Here is a 22,577-nt window from a genome sequence, read left to right as displayed (position 1 = left end):
TCCGTACAACTGGTGTGAAATGATCTACATTCGTTTTTTTTCATTCGATTATTGATTTGAACGGATACTGGTTGTGAATCATAAATTAGCAAATTTACGTATGTCGGTGGCGAGTCTATGGATGAAGTAATTCTTTTTAAGAATGTAACTGTATGCTACAGCGGATAAATACGCTGTTTTGCGTAGGGAAATTGTCGGAGGAGTAGTGAAATTTGTTCCGATTTTAACACATTCGCCAATGCCAGTCCGTATTGCTCTTGTTGAAGATAATCCTGTACTGCTCCAGACACTGAGCCGCAACCTATCTTTATTTAATGAAGTTCAGGTGATTTTTACGGCTAGTAATGGTCAGGAAGCTGTTCGGTTAGTTAGTCTGCACCAGCCGCAGGTTGTACTGATGGACATCGATATGCCCTTAATGAATGGCATTGAAGCAACCCGTCAGATTCGGGAGCAATATCCTGACGTGCGAGTATTGATGTTGACTGTGTTTGATTACGATGATAAGATTTTTGCGGCCATTCGTGCAGGAGCCAGTGGGTACCTGCTTAAAGAAGAGCGCGCCGATCAGATCGTCAACGCTGTAGAAGCGGTAGTTGGTGGTGGAGCGCCTATGTCACCCCTAATTGCCTATAAAACCCTCGCTTTGCTACGTCAGCAATCTACCGCAACGGCCCCAACAGCATCCAGTTTAAATGTTGCAACCAAACCAGCGCCTACTCCTGCTCAGTTTGAGTTAACCATTCGTGAAGTGGAGATTCTGGAGTTGCTCACAAATGGTTTATCACCAACCGAAATTGGAAACAAATTATTTATAAGCCTCTCCACTGTCCGCAAGCACATCGAGAATATTTACGATAAACTGTACGTACACACTAAACTAGAAGCGATACGTATTGCAGAGCAGCATAAATGGTTCAAATAACGTAGCGGTGTTTCTTCGCTCGAACAAAATTCGGTGGTACGTAGCGTTGAAAACAGCCTGTTACGTTAGAGTAATAGCCCCGCTAATGTAGCCGACATATAGCTTGCCAACGTACCACAAATCAGTGCTTTAAAACCGAGTCTGGCTAAATCGCTACGTCGATTCGGGGCTAATTCGCCGATGCCTCCTACCTGTATGGCTATGGAACTAAAGTTAGCAAATCCGCAGAGTGCGAAACTAACGATGGCAATCGTTTTAGGGTCAAGTGTGGATTTGATTTTGACAAGATCGAGGTATGCCACAAACTCGTTTACCACCATTTTGGTACCCATGAGGGCACCTGCTTCCTGAATATCTTTTCCAGGAACGCCCATTGCCCAGGCAAACAGCGAAAAAACTTTACCCAGCAGAAAGTTCAGGCTCAGGTAATCGATACCAATAATGTAAAAGCCAATTCGGAACAAAATGCTGTCGATGAGAGCGATTAGCGCGATAAAACCAATCAGCATCGCAATAACGTTAAAGCCAACTTTAAGCCCTTCGCTGGCACCAGCGGCAATGGCATCGAGCAAATTCGCATGAGCTTTCTTAATGTCCACCTTCACCCTTCCCTGCGTTTCCGACGCTTTCGTTTCGGGCATTACAATTTTGCTGATAACCAGAGCGCCCGGCGCTGCCATAATACTGGCTGCCAGTAGGTAAGGAGCTGGTACCCCGAGCGAAATGTATACGGCTAAGACACCTCCGGCAATACAGGCAAAAGACCCCGTCATACTAGCCAGAAGTTCAGAATTGGTCATGCCATTTAAGTAAGGCTTAATCATAATCTGGGCTTCCACCTGTCCTACAAACGTACTCGCTACATTTGATAGCGCTTCCGCTCCACTAACACCCATAAGCCACTTCATAGCGCGCGCCATTACTGCCACCACTCGTTGCATGATGCCCAGATGGTAAAAGATATTCACCAAAACGGCAACGAAAATGATAGTTGGAATAACCTTAAAGAAGAAAATAAAGTCGTTACCGGGACCGAATGCTTTAATCAGTATATCGGTTCGAACTAATGGAGAAAATACAAATTCTGCCCCCTTGTTTGCCTTCTGTAAAAGACGATCGACGTAGTAGCCCAGACCCTGAAAAAGTTGTTGACCAATATCCGTTTTTAGGACAAATAAAGCCAACCCAAACTGGAGACCTAATCCAACACCCACTGTGCGGTAATTAATGGCTTTACGATTATCAGAAAGGGCATAGGCGATACCCAGAATTAAAATAATGCCAATCAGGCCGGTAAATCGTTCCATTCAGTACAAGTAAAGAGAGACAGTTTGATTGGCTAAGATACAAAAAGAGCCTATAGTAAACGCAAACAGGATAAATTGACAAATAATGTTTGCCAATTTATCCTGTTTATGAAAGTCATTATTAAGCAATTAGAGTTGCATTGTCCAGTAAAAAACCTGGTAATACCTCTTCGATACCCAAAACACTTAAACCGTTAATTTCCTGTTTCTTCTCCTGTATTTACTATAAAAACTATATCGCCACTTTCCGGCGCTTGAACTTGTCCCATGGCAAAAACGAACTCGTTATTGTTCATTCGCAAGTCGTCCGTATTGATTTTTATACTGTTGTAAAAGAAGCAATAGATTTTTACAAATAAGTTACTAAATATCAGCAATTGCTCGTTCGGCCCCTTCCTGATATTCTTCTTCCAATTTAGCCACTTCTGCTGGTTTTATTTCGGCGTCAAATAAACGGGTGGCTAAAGCTTCTTTTTCAGTCACTTCAAAAAACTGCTTATGAATGTTAAACGGTTGACCACCTTCTGGTACGTCGCATTTCTTAAAATTGCCGTCTTCTTCCAATTCATAAGCGTTAACGTTGTCGCGAAGGTTATAACTCAGGATCAATGTAGCTAATTGCTTCACCCGCGCATCGGCGAAATAAAATAGCGATTCAATACGTCGATCGAAGCTACGTACCATTACGTCGGCGCTGCCCCCATATACCTTAGGATCGCCGTTATTGTGGAAATAGTAAATTCGGGTATGTTCCAGAAAATCGCCGACAATAGATCGTACCGTAATATTTTCGCTTAAACCCGCGCGGTGTGGTCGTAAACAGCAAATACTACGTACAATCAGTCGTATAGGTACGCCTGCCTGTGAAGCCTTGTATAGTTCATCAATAACTTGTCTGTCTTCCAGTGAATTAACTTTAAAGCATATTCCACTGGGTAGGCCACGCTGGGCGTTTTCAGCTTCGCAACGTATCAGACGTAGCAGTTGCTCACGCATGTCGCGGGGGGCTGTAATCAAATATTGGTATTCATTCGGGACGGAATGGCCAGTTATTACGTTGAAAAACTCCGAAATATCGTGGGTATAAGTCTCATTAGTGGTCAATAGCCCAATATCGGTATACAGTTTCGACGTATCTTCGTTGTAGTTACCAGTCGCCATATGAGCGTAACGTACCACACGATTGCCTTCCGTTCTAACAACCAGCAATAGCTTGGTATGGGTTTTAAACCTACTAATGCCATAAATGACAAAGCAGCCCGCCTTTTGCAGTCGTTGCGCTTCCCGAATGTTATTTTCTTCATCGAACCGGGCCTTCACTTCAAATAATACGGATACGTGTTTCCCGTTCTCAGCAGCTTTCAGAAGAGCTTCGGTGATACGTGACCGTTTTGCCAGCCGGTACAGCGTAATCTTAATCGCCAATACATTTGGGTCTTCGGCAGCCTGTTCAAGCAGCTGAAGTACAGGCTCGAAGTTGTTATAGGGATGATGCAGGAGTAAATCCCGTTGTTTGATCAGTTCAAAAATATCGTCATTCTTGTCACGTCCAAGTCCTATTGGAGCAACCGGTGCGTGAGGAATCGGCATGTCATCTTTAAATTCAGGATGACCAATTATTTGCCAGAAAGCCGAAAAATCGAGCAGTGTTTGTGACTCGAAAATGTTTAAATCATCGATCTCCCAGCGTTTTTTGAGAAGATTGATCATCCAGGGCGATGGTTCTTCGTTGCTATCTTCTGCTTCGATTTCTACCCGAGTTACCCGGCCCAGTCGGCGATTTTTGATTTTCTGACGGACTTCGTCAATGAAATCTACTTCGTCGTCTTCGTCTTCATCAAGTGTGAAATCGCCGTTACGTGTAATCCGAAACAGGCTGACCGATGTAATTTCGACATTACGATAGAGCTTTTTGATGTGATGCCGAATAATCTCTTCAATGGGTATAAACGCGATTAGATTCTCTCGTTCGAATGAGAAAAACCGGGGGAGGTTGGCCGGAATCTGCACGAACGAAAGCCGTTGCCGATCTTCCTCATCAACTAAACGCGAATTATGAGAATTAGTAGTTTCTGGATTCTGTGTAACGACCCCGAAAATAAGCACCTTTGCCAGTAAAACCGGAAATGTATGCGTATAGTCATAGAGCATCGGCGTCAGCGTTGGGTAGATCGTCCGGTCGAAGTAGTTGGTAGCTTCGGTCTGTTCCTCTTTGGACAGTTCATCATAACCTACCAGTTGCAGGCCATTTTCCGCGAACAGCGGTAATAATTCCTCTACAAATACGGCTTGCTGATCTTCTGAGAATTGATGGGCTGCAGTGTAAAGTGCTTTACGAAACGGTACTTCGCGTAGACCCGAATAATCAACACGTTGTTTATGATAATCGAGGTAGTTATACAAACTTCCCACGCGAATCATAAAAAACTCGTCGAGGTTGGAAGCAGATATCGCCAGAAACTTCAACCGTTCCATTAACGTCCGGTTTGAGCTACGAGTCTGGTCCAGTACGCGGTCGTTAAATTTTAACCAACTTAAATCACGGCTCAGATAATCACTCTGATCAATAACGCTGCTAACTTTTTCACTAACCTTTGCCATTTTATCTAGTGCCGGGTTTGAAGAACTCGTTCGGCGATTTGTAAACCGGGAAACGAAATTGCTTAATAATGCGCGGTTGGGTTTAAAGGAATAACGCATAGTCAATTCAAAACTTTGAAATAAAACAAAAAAGCGGGCTTGTCGGCCCGCTTTATATTATCTTTCGGTTAAACATCCACTCGGGCGTATTTGGCGTTTCGCTCGATGAAGTCGCGTCGGGGGGCGACGTCATCGCCCATCAGCGTGGAGAAGACGTGATCGGCATCAGCCGCCGACTCTACTGTCACTACTTTCAGGCTGCGGGTGTCGGGATTCATGGTCGTGCTCCAGAGTTGCTCGGCGTTCATTTCTCCCAATCCTTTGTATCGCTGCACGCCAACATTTTCTTCTTTACCACTGCCCGCTAATTCTTTCACGGCGGCTTCCCGTTGGCCCTCAGTCCAGCAGTAACGTTCTTCTTTACCTTTCTTCACCAGATAAAGCGGAGGTTGCGCAATGTAAACGTAGCCGTTGTCAATCAACGCCTTCATATTGCGGTAGAACAGCGTCAGAATCAGTGTACGGATGTGGCTACCGTCGACGTCAGCATCAGTCATGATGATGATTTTATGGTAGCGAAGCTTTTCCAGATTCATTACTGTTTCATCATCTTTCTTTTCAAGCCGGACACCCAGTGCCGTCCAGATGTTTTTAATCTCTTCGTTTTCGTAGATTTTGTGCTCCAGCGCTTTCTCTACGTTCAGGATTTTACCACGTAGCGGTAGGATGGCCTGATACGCCCGGTTACGTCCCTGTTTAGCCGTACCACCAGCTGAGTCACCCTCAACCAGATAGAGTTCGCATTTTTCGGGGTCGGTGTCAGAACAGTCAGCCAGTTTGCCAGGTAAGCCCATACCGCCCATAAAGTCCTTACGGTCGGCCATGATACGTTTATAGGCCTGCTCAGCCGCGATACGTGCCTGCGCCGATACCAGAATCTTCTTAACGATACCCTGCGCCGTTTTTGGGTTTTCTTCCAGCCAGGTTTCAAGCAAATCGGCCATCGCCTGACTTACGGCACTTACTACGTCCTGATTACCCAGTTTAGTTTTGGTCTGGCCTTCAAACTGCGGTTCCTGTACCTTCACCGAAACCACCGCCGTTAACCCCTTACGGAAGTCTTCACCCGTGAAGGTGAGCTTACCCATATTCTTGAACTTATCAGCGTTTTTATCGGCGTAGTTTTTCAAAACCCGCGTCAGGGCCGACCGGAATCCTTGTACGTGCGTACCACCTTCGTGCGTATTGATGTTGTTCACATACGACAGTACGTTCTCACCAGCTTCGTAGTTATACACCAACGCTACCTGAACGGGCGTGCTACCTTTGGTGCTTTCCATATATACTGGCTGCATACCATCGAGCGAGGGGCGGGTTTCGTCCAGATATTTTACGAACTCAACCAAACCGCCTTCTGAAAAGAACTCAGTATGATTGATTGGCTCGCCCTGCTCGTCAAGCTCGCGCATGTCCTTCAGGAAAATGCGGATGCCTTTGTTCAGATAAGCCAGTTCGCGCAAACGACCCGCTACGGTATCATATCGGTACGTGGTTTCGGTGAAGATGCTGCCATCGGGTTTGAAATGCGTAATGGTACCGGTATCATCAGCGTCGCCAATGACGCGCACGTCATATTGTGGAACGCCAATTTTATACTCCTGCTCGAATACTTTGCCTTCGCGATGGACTTCTACGCGTACGTCGGTCGAAAGTGCATTTACGCAGGAAACGCCCACGCCATGCAGCCCGCCCGACACTTTATACGTGTCTTTGTCGAACTTACCACCGGCGTGCAGCACCGTCATTGCAATTTCGAGGGCTGATTTACCAGTTTTTGTATTAATACCTGTTGGGATGCCCCGGCCGTTGTCTCGCACCGTAATGGAGTTGTCGGCATTTATGGTTACGTGAATCGTGTCGCAGTAGCCCGCCAGCGCTTCATCAATTGAGTTGTCGACGACTTCCCAAATCAGATGGTGCAAACCTTTAACCCCAACGTCGCCAATATACATGGCTGGACGTTTGCGAACAGCCTCCAGACCCTCTAAAACGGTGATGCTATCAGCTCCATAGTCCTTAGTAGTTGTTGTCTCAACGAGGTCGTCTGCTTCAATCAATTCGTTGGTCATGTCAGAATGAAAAAATGTCAGATAAATTATGTCCAGGTCTCAGTTATAATGAATAGCGGAATGACCTTTACAGATTGTAAAAATACAAAAAATAACTGTCTTTTCCTATCGTTTTCCGTAAGATTGCTTTAATATAAAGAAAATTTTCTAAAATTCAAATTATGGGCTTCTGAGTAGAATTTGAGGCCTTCAAAGTCATTTTTCATACGCATACTTAACGGCTGTATTGTTATGAAATGACGTTTTTTGAAGAGCTATTTATGTGACGGTTATTTCCCGAAAAAGTATTATTGAAAACGTTAAAAAAATAAACGCTGAATGTCCAACATTCAGCGTTTAAAACGTAATTATATCAACGTACTTACAACCTGCGTTTCCGTTAATCTTCGGGGTAAGGGATATAAATAAAACCTGCAAAATCGCCATGGACCACAAATAGACAGCAGTATTCGTCTGGCTTCTTATAATTCTCTTTCCACAAATCCACCGACTCTGCACCAATCAGCCCTCGCTGAACAAACTCGTCCAAAAATGAAGCTTTATAATTCCACTGATTTTCAAGTTCGTTTACACCAATAAGAAGCTGTCCAACTGGTACGTCGCGTCGGGATGTAACAAACACTGGATATTCAGAAAATCCACGTTTTCGAATCTGATAAGATGCCTCCTTCAATTGATCGGCCACTTTGACGAAATCAGACGAAACCGTTCCCATAAGTTCTTTATTAACATCATAGGAGTTAGCGTCGTCAAGTAGCGTATTTTCGTTACTGTGATTAATCATAAAAAAGTGTCATAAGTTGTAAGTCGTTAGCCCACAGAATACTATCGACTATTGACTTATTTTAAAACCTTGCTGCCAGCAGGAGGTCCAAATCCTTGAATCGCATGTTGAACTTCCGGGCAATATAGGCGTTCGTTAATGTGCCTTTATGGGTATAAACACCTTTCATAAACCAACGGTTCGCATACATCATCTGTTCAATTCCACCATTCGTGCCAGTCGCTAATAGAAACGGTAAAAAGATGTTACTCAGGGCCATGCTGGCCGTATAAGCAACGCGGGCAGCGATGTTTGGAACACAATAATGAATAACTCCTAAATGTTTGTAGGCTGGCTCCTTATGGGTGGTCATTCTCGAACTTTCAAAGTTGCCACCCTGGTCGATTGATACGTCGATGATGACAGAGCCCGGCTTCATACGGCCGACCATCTCTTCGGTAACTACAATTGGGCTCAGCCCATCTTCGGCCCGCATAGCACCAATAACCAGATCGGCCCGCTGAATGGCCTCTGCTAACGTATCGGAGTCGATAATGGAAGTGTAAATATGCTGTCCAACCGCGTATTTAAGCCGCTGGAGTTTGTACAGATGTTTATCGAAAACCTTTACGTCGGCACCCATACCCAAAGCGGTACGTACTGCATATTCGGTAACGGTTCCAGCTCCAAGCATCACTACTTTGGTCGGTGGTACGCCGGTTATGCCTCCCAGAATAATACCCCGGCCGTTATCGGCGTTGCTTAGATATTCGCCGGCCACCAACATAACTGTACTACCGGCAATCTCGCTCATGGAACGTATCACAGGTAATCCACCGCTCTGATCTTCAATATATTCGTATCCGAACGAAGTCAGTTGCTTGCTATTGATTTTTTCGAAATACGAGCGATCGTGCGCAGGCAAGTTGAGCGCTGAAATAACGGTGCTTCCGTGCTGAACGTGCTTGAATTCTGCCTCAACCAGTGGCTCAACTTTCAGGATTAAATTGGCCTGATAAACTTCTTTTGGTGTTTGAGCAATCTGCGCACCGGCTTCGCTGTATTCGTTATCAGGAAATTTGGCTTTCTCACCAGCACCCTGCTCCACTATTACGTTATGGCCGTTACGTACCAGAATGGCCACAGCCTCAGGCGTGAGGGCAATGCGATTTTCTTGTAGTGATACCTCCTTGGGCAGTCCAATCAGCAAACTATGCTGGCTGGTCTTTACGGCTAAAGGAGCTTCTTTCGGATAAAGTGCCGTTTGTTTGGCTAATTCCTCAAATCCAGTCACATTTATTCTGTTTACTGTTTACGGTTTACAGTCAGCTGGTATATCGTTGCTTATGCGTCAACTAACTGTAAATGGTAAACTATGAAACTGATTTTGTTTCTATGTGTCGCCGGCCGTCGGCATCGACTGACAGGTGAATCTGATAATAGGTTGAAGGCCATAGTGAAGAAATTCGTTCCGGCCATTCAATAAAACAGTAATCCCCCGAATCAAAATATTCTTCGATACCTATATCCAGCGCTTCAGCCTCATTTCTGAGCCGGTAGCAGTCAAAGTGAAATACCGATTTTCCTTCGTGGGTTGAGTATTCATTGACAATTGAGAAAGTTGGACTTTGTACAATACTGACAACACCTAACACCTGACACAAAGCCTTGATAAGCGTGGTTTTTCCAACTCCCATGTCACCCTCAAATAACCAGACCAATTGATGCCGGCCATCAGCTAATAGTTGCTGAGCGGCAACTCTCAGATTATCAATGTGATCAATACGTAGCGTCATGCTTAAGTCACGAAACGGCCCGCAAAGATACGCATTTTTAGACCGCCCAATTCGACCAAATAAAAGTGAGTGATACGTATCGATTTTTTTAATACTAAAAGCTGCCCTCAAAAAAGTGGGTCGTAACTACGTTTCTGTATAGTACGTTTCTAAAATCGTTACGTTTCGAATTTAAAACTCAAAAAAAATGAGCAGTTGACAACTAATTGTCAACTGCTCATTACATGGAAATATTTATTAATAACCCGGATTTTGTTTCAGCGTTGCCTGACCGTTGACTTTGCTATTCAGGATTTCCTGTAACGGAATCGGATAATATTCGTGCTTACCTTTCACGAACGTAGCGCCTTTGAAATAAGTCCGCATGTTCGATTCTTTCGCCATGTATGCATTAAGCGTTTCGGCAGCAATTCCCCAGCGAACCAGGTCAAAGAAGCGGTGACCTTCCATACCAAACTCAAGCCGGTTCTCGAATTGCACTGCTTTACGAGCTGTTGCTTTATCCGTCCAGGCCGTAGTATATTGACCAATTACGTAGTTGGCAGCATTCGTTCCGTTATCCATTTTAACGAAGCCATCTGGATTGGATGCCCGCTTCCGGATAATATTGACGTACTCACGCGCTTTTTCCAGCGAACCCGCTTCTACCTCAACTTCAGCCAGCCACAGATAGATGTGGGCTAAGCGAAGAATGCGGTAATTGTTGGCATTGAGACGGTTATTGCTCGCAAACGTATTAGTTCCTACGTCCGTCCGGTAGAACAGGTGCTTTTTAGGTTCGTAAGGACCGCCATTTCCCTGATCACGTACCCAGGCTTTACCTGGCATTAATCCCCAGTCTAGGTAAGGAATACCACGACGGCCTACAGTCCAGTCTAAGCGTGGATCTAACCGACTGGTGGAGGGCGTAAACGGCTGTGTCGACTCAAGTCCCTGATCACTAACAACATCTGTGTTGTTAAACGTGTCCATCATTGGCAAACCAGTGGCGTCGGTCTGGAATGCATTTACCAGATTCTGCGAAGGCTGGAAGAAACCGCAGCAAGTAGTTGGACCGCCATAAGGATAATTCAATACGTCGCCATTGTTACCATTTTCACCTGTACCGTCGTTTACAGAGAACTGAATCTCAAAAATCGACTCAGCGTTGTTATTAGTAGCCGGTCTGTGGTTATCATGGTACTTATCCATCAGCTTGTACTGGTTGCTGGCGATGATTGCTTCCAGTAATGGTTTTGCGTCAGTCCACTTCTTTTGGAAGAGGTACGCTTTCGCCAGCATACCCGCAGCAGCCCACTTGCTAGGACGGCCAACCTGCGATTGTTTAGCTGGCAGGTTCTCATACGCAAACTTGAGGTCAGCTTCGATATTTGGCCAAATATCCTTATCGTTAGGTACTTTCGTGCTGTTTAGATCAGTTGGATTGTATATTTTTTCATCAATATACGGCACCATGTTGAACATTTTCTTAGCCTCGAAGTGGTAGTGGCCACGCAGAAACCGAACCTGGGCAGTAACCTGTAGCTTGTCAGCATCGGTCATGTCCTTGGTTTGGGCAAGCGCCTGCAATACGTCGTTCGACCGGGCCACACCATCGTAGCAAACCCGCCATTTTCCACGGAAATATCCGTTGTCAGGTTGAATACTTTTGTATTCGATGTAGGAAATATCTGGCTGGTCACCAGTGGTTGAGCCTTTGTAGGCATCATCAGCGGCAACAGCGCCAAACACCCAGTTATCGGCAGCCGAGTGATACGACGTACCACCAGATCCCCAGCCGTCGAGCAGCGAGTAAGCTCCGATCAGCAGATAGTTAACACCCGTAGCATTGTAGAAGCTCGATGCACCCAGTACAGCTTTGGGCTGCACATCCAAAAAATCATCTTTACAGGCGGTCAACGTTCCAACAGTCAGGAAAGTCGCCCAAATTATTACTTTTTTCATGAGTTCTTTTTACCAGAAAGTTTAGTTCCTTAGAATGCCAGATTAAGACCAACCAGTACAGTTTTAGCAACTGGATAAGCGCCTTCGTCAACACCAATGTGACGGTCGTTACCCGTACCCCCTGAGTCACGCAGGTTGATTTCTGGATCTAAACCGGTGTAATTGGTAACAGTGAACAGGTTTTGGCCCTGAACATAAACCATGGCATTGCTTACGCCCAACTTACTCATCAGCGTGCGGGGCAGGTTATACGAAAGCTGGATGTTTTTCATCCGTAGGTAAGAACCAGGCTCCAAGTAATACGTCGATGGGTTCGAGCTGATGTTGTCGTTCGAACGTAGCTGAGGCAACGTAGCATCCGTTTTACCAGGCCGCCACGATTTTAGCCACATGTCTTTACTACGTACACCGCCAAAGGTTTGGAAATCAGTCCAGTACCGGTTGTAGTTGAAGATCTGGTTGCCATAAACGCCCTGACCAAATACAGTCAGATTGAAGTTTTTATAACCAACATTCAGGTTTAGCCCATACGACATTTTGGGGTGAGGGTTACCGATAACCTGACGGTCACTAGCATTAATTACACCGTCGCCGTTCAAATCGCGGAAGTGGAACTGACCAGCTTTGTTGTTCAGGCTAGGCGCACCAAACTGAACGGCAGCCTTGGCCGCTTCTTCGTCGGTCTGGAAGATACCGTCGATCACGTAGCCAAAGAACGACGAAATCGGATAGCCTTCCTGGGTTACGGTCATAGCCGGAATCCGCGGAGTGAAACCGAAGTACTGGGTAGATGGGTTTCCGTCCGTTCTGGTAACCATATTCCGATACGTCGAAATGTTGGCACCGATGCTATAGGTGAAGTCGCCATTCATCAGCTTGCCACTGTGGTTCAGGCCCAATTCAACCCCTCTGTTACGGAAGGAAGCGATGTTCTGGAATGGGTTGGTAGCCTGACCTTGCGTGTATTGTACCTCAACCGGGAACAGCGCATCCGACGTAACACGGTTAAACCAGTCGAACGTTACGTCTAGTTTTCCTTTAAAGAGTGAAGCGTCAATACCGAAGTCAACCGACGTAGTGGTTTCCCATTTGGCGTTGGCGTTACCAAACTGCTGAAGTTCATATCCTTGCAGCGAAGAAGTCCGCGAACCGTTCAGGTCATAGAACGAAACGGTTGGACCAGTTCCGTAGATAAGATACGGATTGTAGTTACCAATTTCCTGGTTACCGGTTTGTCCGTAAGCGGCACGGAATTTCAAATCATTGATCCAGGTAACAGGTTTCAGAAATTCTTCCTGCGAAACGCGCCAGCCCGCCGAAACAGCCGGGAAGTAAGCTACCCGATTAGCAGCAGCGAAACGCGACGAACGGTCACGACGGATGGTTCCATCGATCAGGTACTTGTCGAAGAACGAGAAGCTAGCTTTGGCAAACTCAGAAGCCAGTTTCCAGTCAGAGCCGCCACCCGTATTAGTTTGTGTACCAGCATTACCAGCATCCAGATAGCGATTATACAGGTCATCATTTGCGAAGCGAGAGCGGTCAGCCCGGAAGAATTCAAAGTTGTTTTTGATCGATTCCGTTCCTGCTAATAAGTTGTACCGAATCGATGAGCCGATCTCGCCGTTGTATGTCAACGTATTATACCACGTCCAGGTATAACCAATTTCGTTCCGGGTAAACATGGAGTTGGCGCCAGCCGCTTCCGACGATTCAATATCGCGCGGGGTATAAGCCCGGATATTATATGTATTGTAATCAATACCGAAACTAGTTTTAGCCGTCAGGTTTTTCAGAATGTCAACTTCTGCGTAGGCATTGCCAAAGAAACGTAACTCTTTCCCCACATTGTCTTTGTTCCGATAAAGCAGCGCTACCGGGTTACGGGCGTTGTCAAGGTCACCACCTTTGGTACCGGCGAAATTACCTGCTACGTCATAAACCGGGATCAGTGGCTGAATCCGGTACGCCATCGAAATAGCGTTGCTTTCGTTGTTGTTCGCCGTAGCGCTCTGGGTTGAGTTACCTCCACCAACCCGTTCGCCATAAGCAAACTGAATGTTTTCACCGACGCGGATCCGCTTCGTTACGTTAAACTCGGTGTTTGCACGAATCGAATAACGCTTATACCATGTATACTTCAAAATACCATCCTGACTGAAGTAGTTGGCCGACATCGCGTAGCGACCCCCTTCATTACCGCCCGTAACACCAATCTGGTGGTTTTGAACAGGAGCTGGATCGAAGATTTCGTCGAACCAGTTGGTGCCTTCCTTGTTGGCTTTAGTAATTAACCATTTCGAGTTTCTAAATGAAGCTGCATCAACGTCGGTGCTATAGTTAACGTAGTTTCCGTTGGCATCTTTGGCCAAGCGAGGGTCACCCTCCATAGCACCGTCCGGGAAGATATAATCCGGGATAACGGGCGTTGCGCCATTACCAAACTGAGCATGTTTAGGGTTACCGTTAACCAGGTTGCCAGCATTCCGGCGAGATTCCCAGATCAGGCTGGCAAAATCTGCCGTGTTAACCAACTCAGGAAACTTGCCAGGGGTAGCAATGCCGTAGTAAGCGTCATACGTAAATTTTGGCTTTCCGGCTTTTCCTTTTTTCGTGGTGATAATGACCACACCGTTACCAGCCCGCGATCCATAAATAGAAGCAGCCGAAGCATCTTTCAGTACTTGCAGGCTTTCAATGTCGTTTGGATTCAGGGTGTTTAGGTTACCTTTTGTTGGCACGCCGTCAATTACGTAAAGAGGAGAGTTATCATTGATGGTACCAAATCCACGAATACGCACCATCACACCGCCACCCGGCGAATTGTCATTACCAACAGTCACCCCGGCGACACGTCCCTGCAGGGCCTGTGCTACGTTGGCAGCAGGTACTTTCAGGGCTTCTTTCATGTCCACCGTTGCTACCGCGCCGGTAATATCACGCTTGGCCTGAGCGCCATAGCCTGTTACAACCACCTCGTTCAGTGTTTTGATATCGGCTGTTAATGTAACGTCAATGTTCGTTCGGTTGCCAATCGTGATCTCCTGTGCTACAAAACCAATAGCTGATACGGTTAATGTGTTACGTCCTGTTGGTACGTTCAGCGAAAACTGACCATTGGCGTCAGTCACCATCCCGATCTGCGTGCCTGTGATTACTACGTTGGCACCCGGTAGGGGATTGTTGTCGGTTCCGTCGGTAACCCGACCGGTAATTTTGCGATCCTGGGCGAAGGCACCCACGCACAATAGCCAGCTAAGTACAAGGAACGGCAATGTGCGATACGCTTGTCGTAAAGCGTGTTTCATCATAAGAAATAATTAATAGAATAGGTGAAAGATGACTATTAATACTCAGTAGTACTTACGTATTACTGCCTAAAGTTAATCCTAATTATGTTCTACTTAATCCCTTTTTAAGGATAGTTTTAAAATAATATAAAAAAAAAGTCCCAAAAAAAGTCCGAATGTTCAAACATTCGGACTTCACGAGGAGTTATATTCTATTTTTCTTAAAAAGAGTAGAATTACGTGAGTTGTAATTCATCAATTACTCGCTGCACTTTTGCTTTTAATTGGGCATACGTATCATCGAAAGCTTCCTTACTTTCAAGCGGCTCACGGACACTGACGTAGAACTTAATTTTAGGTTCAGTACCCGACGGGCGCGCCGATACTTTGGTGCCATCCTCTGTAAAGAATTGCAATACGTTCGACGATTCAATACCCATCTTACCAGCCTCAATAGCAGACGTATTGCCGGATTGCGCATCCAATCGGGTTAAGGCTTTGTAGTCATCAACACGCACAACCGGTGAACCGGCAATCGACTTGGGTGGGTTTGCCCGGAAATCGGCCATCATCTGCTGAATTTCTTCGGCACCCGATTTGCCTTTCTTCGTCAGTGATACTAACGCTTCGTAGTAGAAACCATTTTCCTGATACATAGCCATCAGCATGTCGAACAGGCTTTTACCCTGATCTTTAGCGTAAGCCGTTAACTCCGCAATGATGGCGCAGGAAGCAATGGCATCTTTGTCGCGAACGAAATCGCCGATGAGGTAGCCGTAACTTTCTTCACCACCACCGATGAATTTTTCTTTGCCTTCGAGCTCGCGGATAACTTCGGCGATGTATTTAAAGCCGGTAAGCGTATTGTAACACGTAACGCCGTAGTTTTTACACATCTGGTCGATGAGGTCGGTCGTTACGATGGTTTTTGCAACAAACTCTTTACCGGTCAGCTTACCGGCGTCTTTCCAGGCGTTAAGTAGGTAGTAAATAATCAGACTGGCCATCTGATTGCCGTTCAGCAGCTCAAACTCGCCGTGGTGATTACGAGCACCAGCACCTACGCGGTCAGCGTCTGGATCAGTGGCCATTACGAGATCAGCGTTGATGGAAAGCGCCAGATCAAGGGCCAATTGCATGGCAGCCCGTTCTTCAGGGTTCGGTGATTTTACCGTCGGGAAATTGCCATCGGGTGTGGCCTGCTGTTCAACGATATGTACGTTATTAAAACCTAAAGCTTCTAGCGTACGAGGCACCAGCGTAATACCCGTTCCGTGAATAGGCGTATAGACGATATTGAGGTTCGCCTGACGTTTGATTACGTCCGGATTAACCGCGTTCGACTTAAGCCGCTCCACGTAAGGCGCGTCAATTTCTTCGTTGATAAGTTGAATTCTTTCGGGAATGCCATCAAATTTAATCGCGTCAATAGACGTGATTTTATTAACCTCACCAATAATGGCTTTATCATGCGGAGATACCACTTGACCACCGTCGTTCCAGTATACTTTGTAGCCGTTGTATTCCGGTGGATTGTGAGAAGCTGTTACGACAATACCACTCTGGCAACCCAATTGGCGAATGGCAAACGAAAGTTCGGGAGTGGGGCGCAGGCTGCTAAATAAATACACCTTAATACCATTGGCCGAGAAAATATCGGCTGCCAGTCGTGCAAATTCAGGGCTCATCCGACGGCTATCATGGGCAATCGCAACGCTGATATCCTGGCCTGGAAAAGCCGCGTTGATGTAATTCGACAGCCCCTGCGTAGCGGCTCCCACGGTGTAGCGGTTCATCCGGTTGGAACCAACGCCCAGAATGCCCCGCAAACCACCCGTACCAAATTCGAGGTCGCGGTAGAATGAGTCAGTCAGCTCAGTAACATTGCCCGAGTCGATAAGATGTTGAATAGATTCTTTGGTGGCGGCATCGTAGTTGCCAGCCAGCCACTTATCGACGCGCTGTTGAGTAGATGGGTCAAGGGCCGTTGTCATATTGAAAAAGATTTCCTGTCTAAAAATTGTGCGCCAAAATTACAATTACCTGACTGACCACCAAATTCACAGGATAGAATCAATCAGAACTGATTGATAAATTGTGGCTCAGCCTGAAGTGCAATTTTGTATTTATATAGGAATATGACAACTGCATGAATTGTTACATAAGATTTAAATACATTTTATTGGATCGTATTTATCAACGTCACAGTTTCATCGTTCGCAACCGAAGACTATTGCTAACAACTGATACTGAACTCAGAGCCATTGCTGCACCAGCCAGCATTGGATTCAGTAGAAAACCAAAAGCAGGATACAGCACGCCAGCCGCGATAGGAATGCCAATCAGATTGTAAATAAAAGCCCAGAATAGATTTTGCCGAACTACCCGCACAGTTTTTTTCGATAACCGCAGAGCTTTCGATACGCTGGTTAAATCGGACGTAGTGAGGGTTATTCGTGCTACGTCCATCGCTATATCAGAACCATGTCCCATCGCCATGCTTACGTCGGCCTGAGCCAGTGCCTGCGAATCATTGATGCCATCGCCCACCATCGCCACGACATTTCCAGCCGCCTGCAGTTCTTTAATGAAACGTGCTTTATCATCAGGCATAACTTCGGCCTGATAGTGACTAAGACCCACTGCATTTGCAACGGCCGTTGCCGTCTGCTGGTTGTCGCCTGTGAGCATATACGTAGCAATGCCAAGTCGTTGGAGTGAACGTATCGCTTCTGTCGAGGAATTTTTTATTGGATCGGCAATGGCAATAATGGCAAGTAAATGGCCTTTCTGTTCTGGTATTGTTGCACTAAGTGTGCGATTTTTTCGGGCAAAAAAGATGACTGTTTTCGCCTGATTTTGTAGCTCTGCTACGTACTGAGTAAGATTGTCGGGAATCGAAATCGACAATTGATCCAGCAAACGGCTGTTGCCTACTACGTATTGATGATCCTGATAATAGGCACTGACGCCCAGGCCCGTCGAACTTTCAAATCGCTCAATATATATTCGTTTTTTGCTCTTTAGATACGTAGTGACGGCACTCGCTAATGGGTGCTCCGATTGGGATTCCAGCTCATACAATATTGACCGAAATAAGGATTGCTCTTCTTCTGAAACCGTCCATTGGACATCTGTCACTACAGGTTGGCCTTTGGTAATGGTGCCGGTTTTATCGAATACAATGGCATTAGCGCGGTGGCCTATTTCCAGACTCTCCGCATCTTTTATCAAAATGTTATTTTCTGCGCCCTTACCAACACCAACCATAATTGCTGTTGGCGTAGCAAGTCCCAATGCGCATGGGCAGGCAATCACCAGTACCGTTACAGACGTAAGCAGGGCTGTTGTAAGCGGATCGGTACCGGGAGCCAGATACGTACCGAACATAAACCAGACCAGAAATGTCAATAGGGCAATTCCTAATACAACAGGAACAAAAATACCGGCAATCTTATCCACGATACGTTGTACAGGCGCTTTACTACCCTGTGCTTCCTGAACCTTCCGAATAATCTGCGCCAGCAACGTATCAACACCAACTTTTTCGGCCCGGAACCGAAAACTCCCTTTCTGATTGATGGTACCAGCAAATACGCGTGTTCCTGATAACTTTTCAACAGGAAGCGGCTCGCCACTAATCATGCTCTCGTCTACATAGGACTCACCAGATTCGACCAGTCCATCAACCGGAATTTTGTCACCGGGGCGTACCAAAAGCAGATTGCCTACCTGCACCGACGTAATAGGAATTTCCCGTTCCGTATCATGCTCAATTAGCCAAACCGTATTTGGCTGTAGACCCATTAATTTTTTGATAGCCGATGTCGTATTCGATTTGGCGCGCTCTTCAAGAAGTTTTCCTACTAATATGAAAGTCACAACTACGGAAGCCGCTTCAAAATAAACGTGTGGGTGCAAACCACGACTGTGCCAGAATTCGGGATAGAACGTATTGAATGCGCTGAACGTAAACGCAATTCCCGTGCTGAGAGCCACTAACGTATCCATGTTCGCTTTTCCATGACGGGCCTGCCGCCAGGCATTTGCGAAAAAGGATCGCCCTAACCAGAAAACAACCGGGGCGGATAGCACCATCATGATCCAGTTGACATACGGTACGTTCATGAAGAACATCCCCAATAGCACAACGGGTATCGATAAAATGGTGGCCCAAATGGTACGTTGGCGGATACGGTTGCTACGTTCTAATTGAGCATTTTCCTGTATTTCTTCCGGAGCCTGTGTATCAATGATAAGATCGTAACCAATCGAACGTACTGCGCTCTGTAAATCGACTGGTGTTACGTTAGCAGGATCAAATTGAACCCAGGCGCTCTGATTCGCGTAGTTAACGCCCGCATCAATAACGCCCGGCGTATGTTTCAGCATCGACTCAACACTGACAGCACAGGCGGCACAACTCATTTCCAGTACCGGATACGTTTGTCGTAATTCAGCTGAACCTGGTTTGCCTATTGTCCGATGTTTTGTTGTTGACGCGTTCATTTTTGTTAATTCAAAAGTTCAGCTTTATAGCCTGCTTTTTCTACCGCTTGTTGAACAGTAGCAGCTTGGTCAGCTTCAGCGGTCAATAGCTTTTTAGGATCCTGCGTATCTACCTGCCAGCGCCCTTCGCCAACGGCATCATTCAGAAATGGCGTAACGGCGGCAATACAACCGCCACACTTGATATTTGTCTTAAACGTGATCGTTTTCATGATTGTAATTTTTTAAAGGAGTAATGCGTTCATGGCTTCTGGCCGTCGGGCCATACACAATACATATCCCCCGTACGATAACAAAATCTATTCAACAAATGTCTCTGATCGTTTTGCCATTACATTTACATAATTGCTGACCAGTCGTGTAAAATTCAGTTTCGCAGTTAGGATAGTATATTTTGTAGATAAGAATCGTTAGTATTGAAGACACGTAACGATTTGATTACCTAGGCCAAATTTTAGAAAAAATTGTCTAGCGCTAATACATAATTTCTGTTATTTTGCTTACTTGCAATTGAAGGCAACTTGGTGATGCGAGGCAGTGTAAGACGCTAGAATCTATTATTTATATACGTTAGATAATATTAGCAATGCAAGGGCGTTTTTATTTAAAAGATGCTGTAAACTTTGTATAATCACTTTATTAAGTGGTTTATCGGGTTACACCATCGTTTGAGCTAGAAAAGTTTTTTTGTAGGTTAATAAAGAAATTGCGTACCTTTAGCGCAAACAATCCTTTACAAAGGGAAGGTTGAACATCAAGATCAGGCGGCCGCCCGGTCGTCGGTCTTGAAATGGTGTGGATAGAAGCGGAAAGCCGCCCCGAAATTCGGAGCGGCTTTTTTGTTGCTTATCTAGCCTATGAAATAAGTAAAAGGTATTATAACGGCCTTTTAATGCTGTCGTCTTTTTTTTTGCCTAAGATTGGCGGGTAGAACAGAAACTTAACTAAAAGGACTTTGTGTGTACAATAGGTAAGTGGCTGTATATCTGAATTTTCTGTTCGTCCGTTCTTAAAGCGCAAAGGAATTACTTATGTATGTTGCAGATATGAAGATTTTGGTAGTCGAAGATGAACCTAAATTGGCATCATTTGTTCGAAAAGGCTTGGAAGAACAAGCCTGTGAAGTAGACGTTGCTTTCGATGGGCAGGCTGGGCGAACAATGGCGCTGGCGAATCCATACGATGTAATTATTATGGACATTAATCTGCCTAAACTCAACGGGTTTGAGGTCGTCCAATCCATCCGACAGCAAAAAAATAGTACACCTGTGCTTATGCTTACAGCCCTCGGTTCTGTAGATGACAAGCTGACAGGATTTGAAGCCGGGGCCGATGACTATCTGGTGAAACCGTTTGAGTTTCGGGAGTTGATGGCCCGGCTACGTGCGCTTACCAAACGTAACAGCGATGGGGCGTTGCAGGCAAACACGTTGAAACTGGCTGATTTGGAATTAGACTTGAATGAAAAAATAGCTCGCCGGGGAAATAAACGTATCGACCTGACAGCCAAAGAGTTTGGCCTGCTCGAATACCTGATGCGTAATCGGGGTAGAGTGGTGTCGCGGGTGGATATTGCCGAAAAAGTCTGGGATATTCACTTCGATACTGGAACGAACGTGATTGATGTATACGTCAATTTCCTGCGCAAGAAAATTGATAAAGATTTTCCAACTAAGCTCATCCATACGGTTATCGGGATGGGGTATATGTTGAAAGAAGACTAGGCGATAGTCACGGTCGGTGGCAGACTCCGACAGGTTCTGGCTGTCGGTTATGTAGTAGCAATCCAGTTAGCCGCTAACGCAACTCCGACAGCCAGAGCCTGTCGGGGACTACTACGTATGAATATCCGCATTCGCCTGACGCTCCTGTTCATGCTGTTAGTAGCGTCGATTTTACTGCTTTTTTCAATCTCGGTTTACTACCTCTACAACCAGTTCCGACAGCAGGAATTTCAACAACGGCTTGAAGAAAAAGCCTATACTATGGTACGCCTTCGCGAAGACGTTGGCGAGGTACCGCAGGCCGATCTGCCCGTTATGGTCGATGAACAGGTAACCATCTACAATAGCCAGCAAGCTGTTGTGTATAATCAGGGAAATCAGCGTCCCAGGTTCCCAGTTTCGGCTGATTTTCTGCATAAAACGGCCCTTGGTCAACCACAATATTTACAGGTAGATAGCATAGAAGCAGTTGGGGTTCGACACATCAATCTCCGGGGCGAACCGCTACTCATTGTTGCATCAGGAAAAGATCGTTATGGATTCAGCAAGCTAGGACGATTGCGCGAAATTCTGCTTTTTGGCTGGTTGTTAAGTCTGGGTATCGTAGGTATCGCTGGTTATCTGTTTGCTTCTGATGCCCTTCGGCCCGTGTCCGAACTGATTGCACAGGTGAATGCCATTTCGGCAACAAATATTCATGAGCGAGTTTACGTCGGACGGCAGAGCGATGAGCTTGCCGATATGGCCCGTACCTTTAACGATCTGCTCTCGCGACTTGAAGAAGCCTTTATTCTCCAGAAAAGCTTTGTTTCGCACGCATCTCATGAACTGCGCACCCCGCTCACCGTGATGATGGGGCACATTGAGGTGACACGGCTGCAATCGCGCTCCCGGGAAGAATACGAAGTAACGCTTGATGCTTTGCTCGATGAAGTGAAAAGCATGATTCGTCTCGTTAACGGCCTGCTTGAATTGGCACGTGCCCGTGCTGATACTGCTGCCAATACCAATCAGCCAGTACGTATCGACGAGTTATTGTGGCAGGCACAGGGACTTATTCTGCACAACAACCCTGATTATCAAATAAACATTGACTTTGAGAATTTACCCGATCAGGAAGAGGAGTTGGTGATCATTGGCGAAGGTTCGCTGTTGCAAACGGCGTTTCAGAACCTAATGGAAAATGGCTGTAAATATTCACCTGATAAGCGAGTATCGGTCGGGATTTCGTTCGAGCGTGGACAGGTACAAATTACGTTTACCGATCAGGGTTATGGCATTCCTAAAGAAGAATTGTCTCATATCTTCGAGCCGTTCTACCGGTCTGAAACGACCATGACCATCAAAGGACATGGTATAGGATTAGCCCTTACCCAACGTATCATCGAACTACATAGGGGGCAAATCGAAGTTAAATCGATAGTAGGGAAGGGGAGTACCTTCCGAGTTACCCTACCCATTCCCTACGGCTCGAAAACAGACGCTGATGATACGTATAAATCGATAGAAGCCGCCAAAACGGACTCCTGAACGTAGCACAATTGAGGTAA

Annotated in this window: 14 protein-coding genes; 3 read left to right on the top strand and 11 right to left on the bottom strand. The window is 45.9% G+C overall.

The annotated features are described in order from the left end of the window. The first annotated feature begins 238 nt into the window (after positions 1-238). On the top strand, positions 239-925 hold the full coding sequence (locus ACYVF1_RS16915) for a response regulator (protein WP_461080904.1): 687 nt from the start codon (positions 239-241) through the stop codon (positions 923-925). A 65-nt stretch (positions 926-990) separates the two neighbouring features. Here ACYVF1_RS16915 and ACYVF1_RS16910 read toward each other — a convergent pair whose 3' ends face one another. The 11 genes from ACYVF1_RS16910 to ACYVF1_RS16860 all read right to left on the bottom strand — a co-directional run bounded on the left by ACYVF1_RS16910 (position 991) and on the right by ACYVF1_RS16860 (position 19,515). Next, positions 991-2,232, bottom strand: coding sequence for a NupC/NupG family nucleoside CNT transporter (locus tag ACYVF1_RS16910; RefSeq protein ID WP_461080902.1), 1,242 nt, complete (start codon positions 2,230-2,232; stop codon positions 991-993). 363 nt (positions 2,233-2,595) lie between these two features. Continuing rightward, positions 2,596-4,932 (bottom strand): polyphosphate kinase 1, encoded by a 2,337-nt coding sequence (gene ppk1 / locus ACYVF1_RS16905; protein ID WP_461080900.1) that lies wholly within the window; start codon positions 4,930-4,932, stop codon positions 2,596-2,598. A 68-nt stretch (positions 4,933-5,000) separates the two neighbouring features. Further along, positions 5,001-7,001: a DNA topoisomerase (ATP-hydrolyzing) subunit B gene (gene gyrB / locus ACYVF1_RS16900; RefSeq protein WP_461080897.1), complete on the bottom strand. Its 2,001-nt coding sequence runs from the start codon at positions 6,999-7,001 to the stop codon at positions 5,001-5,003. Between the two features lie 379 nt (positions 7,002-7,380). Next, on the bottom strand, positions 7,381-7,785 hold the full coding sequence (locus tag ACYVF1_RS16895; protein WP_461080895.1) for a hypothetical protein: 405 nt from the start codon (positions 7,783-7,785) through the stop codon (positions 7,381-7,383). A gap of 61 nt (positions 7,786-7,846) precedes the next feature. Then, the gene (locus tag ACYVF1_RS16890) at positions 7,847-9,058 is read right to left on the bottom strand and encodes an alanine dehydrogenase (RefSeq protein WP_461080893.1); all 1,212 of its coding nucleotides are present in this window, start codon (positions 9,056-9,058) and stop codon (positions 7,847-7,849) included. A gap of 79 nt (positions 9,059-9,137) precedes the next feature. Continuing rightward, positions 9,138-9,560 (bottom strand): tRNA (adenosine(37)-N6)-threonylcarbamoyltransferase complex ATPase subunit type 1 TsaE, encoded by a 423-nt coding sequence (gene tsaE, locus ACYVF1_RS16885; protein ID WP_461080891.1) that lies wholly within the window; start codon positions 9,558-9,560, stop codon positions 9,138-9,140. Between the two features lie 237 nt (positions 9,561-9,797). Next, positions 9,798-11,504 carry a RagB/SusD family nutrient uptake outer membrane protein gene (locus ACYVF1_RS16880; RefSeq protein ID WP_461080889.1) on the bottom strand — a complete coding sequence of 569 codons (1,707 nt, stop codon included), beginning with the start codon at positions 11,502-11,504 and terminating at the stop codon, positions 9,798-9,800. A 29-nt stretch (positions 11,505-11,533) separates the two neighbouring features. After that, the gene (locus tag ACYVF1_RS16875) at positions 11,534-14,812 is read right to left on the bottom strand and encodes a SusC/RagA family TonB-linked outer membrane protein (protein WP_461082286.1); all 3,279 of its coding nucleotides are present in this window, start codon (positions 14,810-14,812) and stop codon (positions 11,534-11,536) included. Between the two features lie 218 nt (positions 14,813-15,030). Further along, a complete protein-coding gene (locus tag ACYVF1_RS16870; RefSeq protein ID WP_461080887.1) occupies positions 15,031-16,788 on the bottom strand; it encodes a phospho-sugar mutase in 1,758 nt (585 codons plus the stop codon). A gap of 208 nt (positions 16,789-16,996) precedes the next feature. Continuing rightward, positions 16,997-19,303, bottom strand: a complete 2,307-nt coding sequence (locus tag ACYVF1_RS16865) for a heavy metal translocating P-type ATPase (protein WP_461080885.1) — start codon at positions 19,301-19,303, stop codon at positions 16,997-16,999. Positions 19,304-19,308: 5 nt separating this feature from the next. Next, entirely contained in the window at positions 19,309-19,515 is a 207-nt protein-coding gene (locus ACYVF1_RS16860) for a heavy-metal-associated domain-containing protein (protein WP_461080883.1), read from the bottom strand. Positions 19,516-20,349: 834 nt separating this feature from the next. Here ACYVF1_RS16860 and ACYVF1_RS16855 point away from each other — a divergent pair. Next, positions 20,350-21,027: a response regulator gene (locus tag ACYVF1_RS16855; RefSeq protein WP_461080881.1), complete on the top strand. Its 678-nt coding sequence runs from the start codon at positions 20,350-20,352 to the stop codon at positions 21,025-21,027. A gap of 117 nt (positions 21,028-21,144) precedes the next feature. Then, on the top strand, positions 21,145-22,557 hold the full coding sequence (locus ACYVF1_RS16850; protein ID WP_461080879.1) for a sensor histidine kinase: 1,413 nt from the start codon (positions 21,145-21,147) through the stop codon (positions 22,555-22,557). The last annotated feature ends 20 nt before the right edge of the window (positions 22,558-22,577 follow it).

The organism is Spirosoma flavus (genome assembly GCF_054778555.1).
This window is presented reverse-complemented; position numbering and strand designations above follow the sequence as displayed.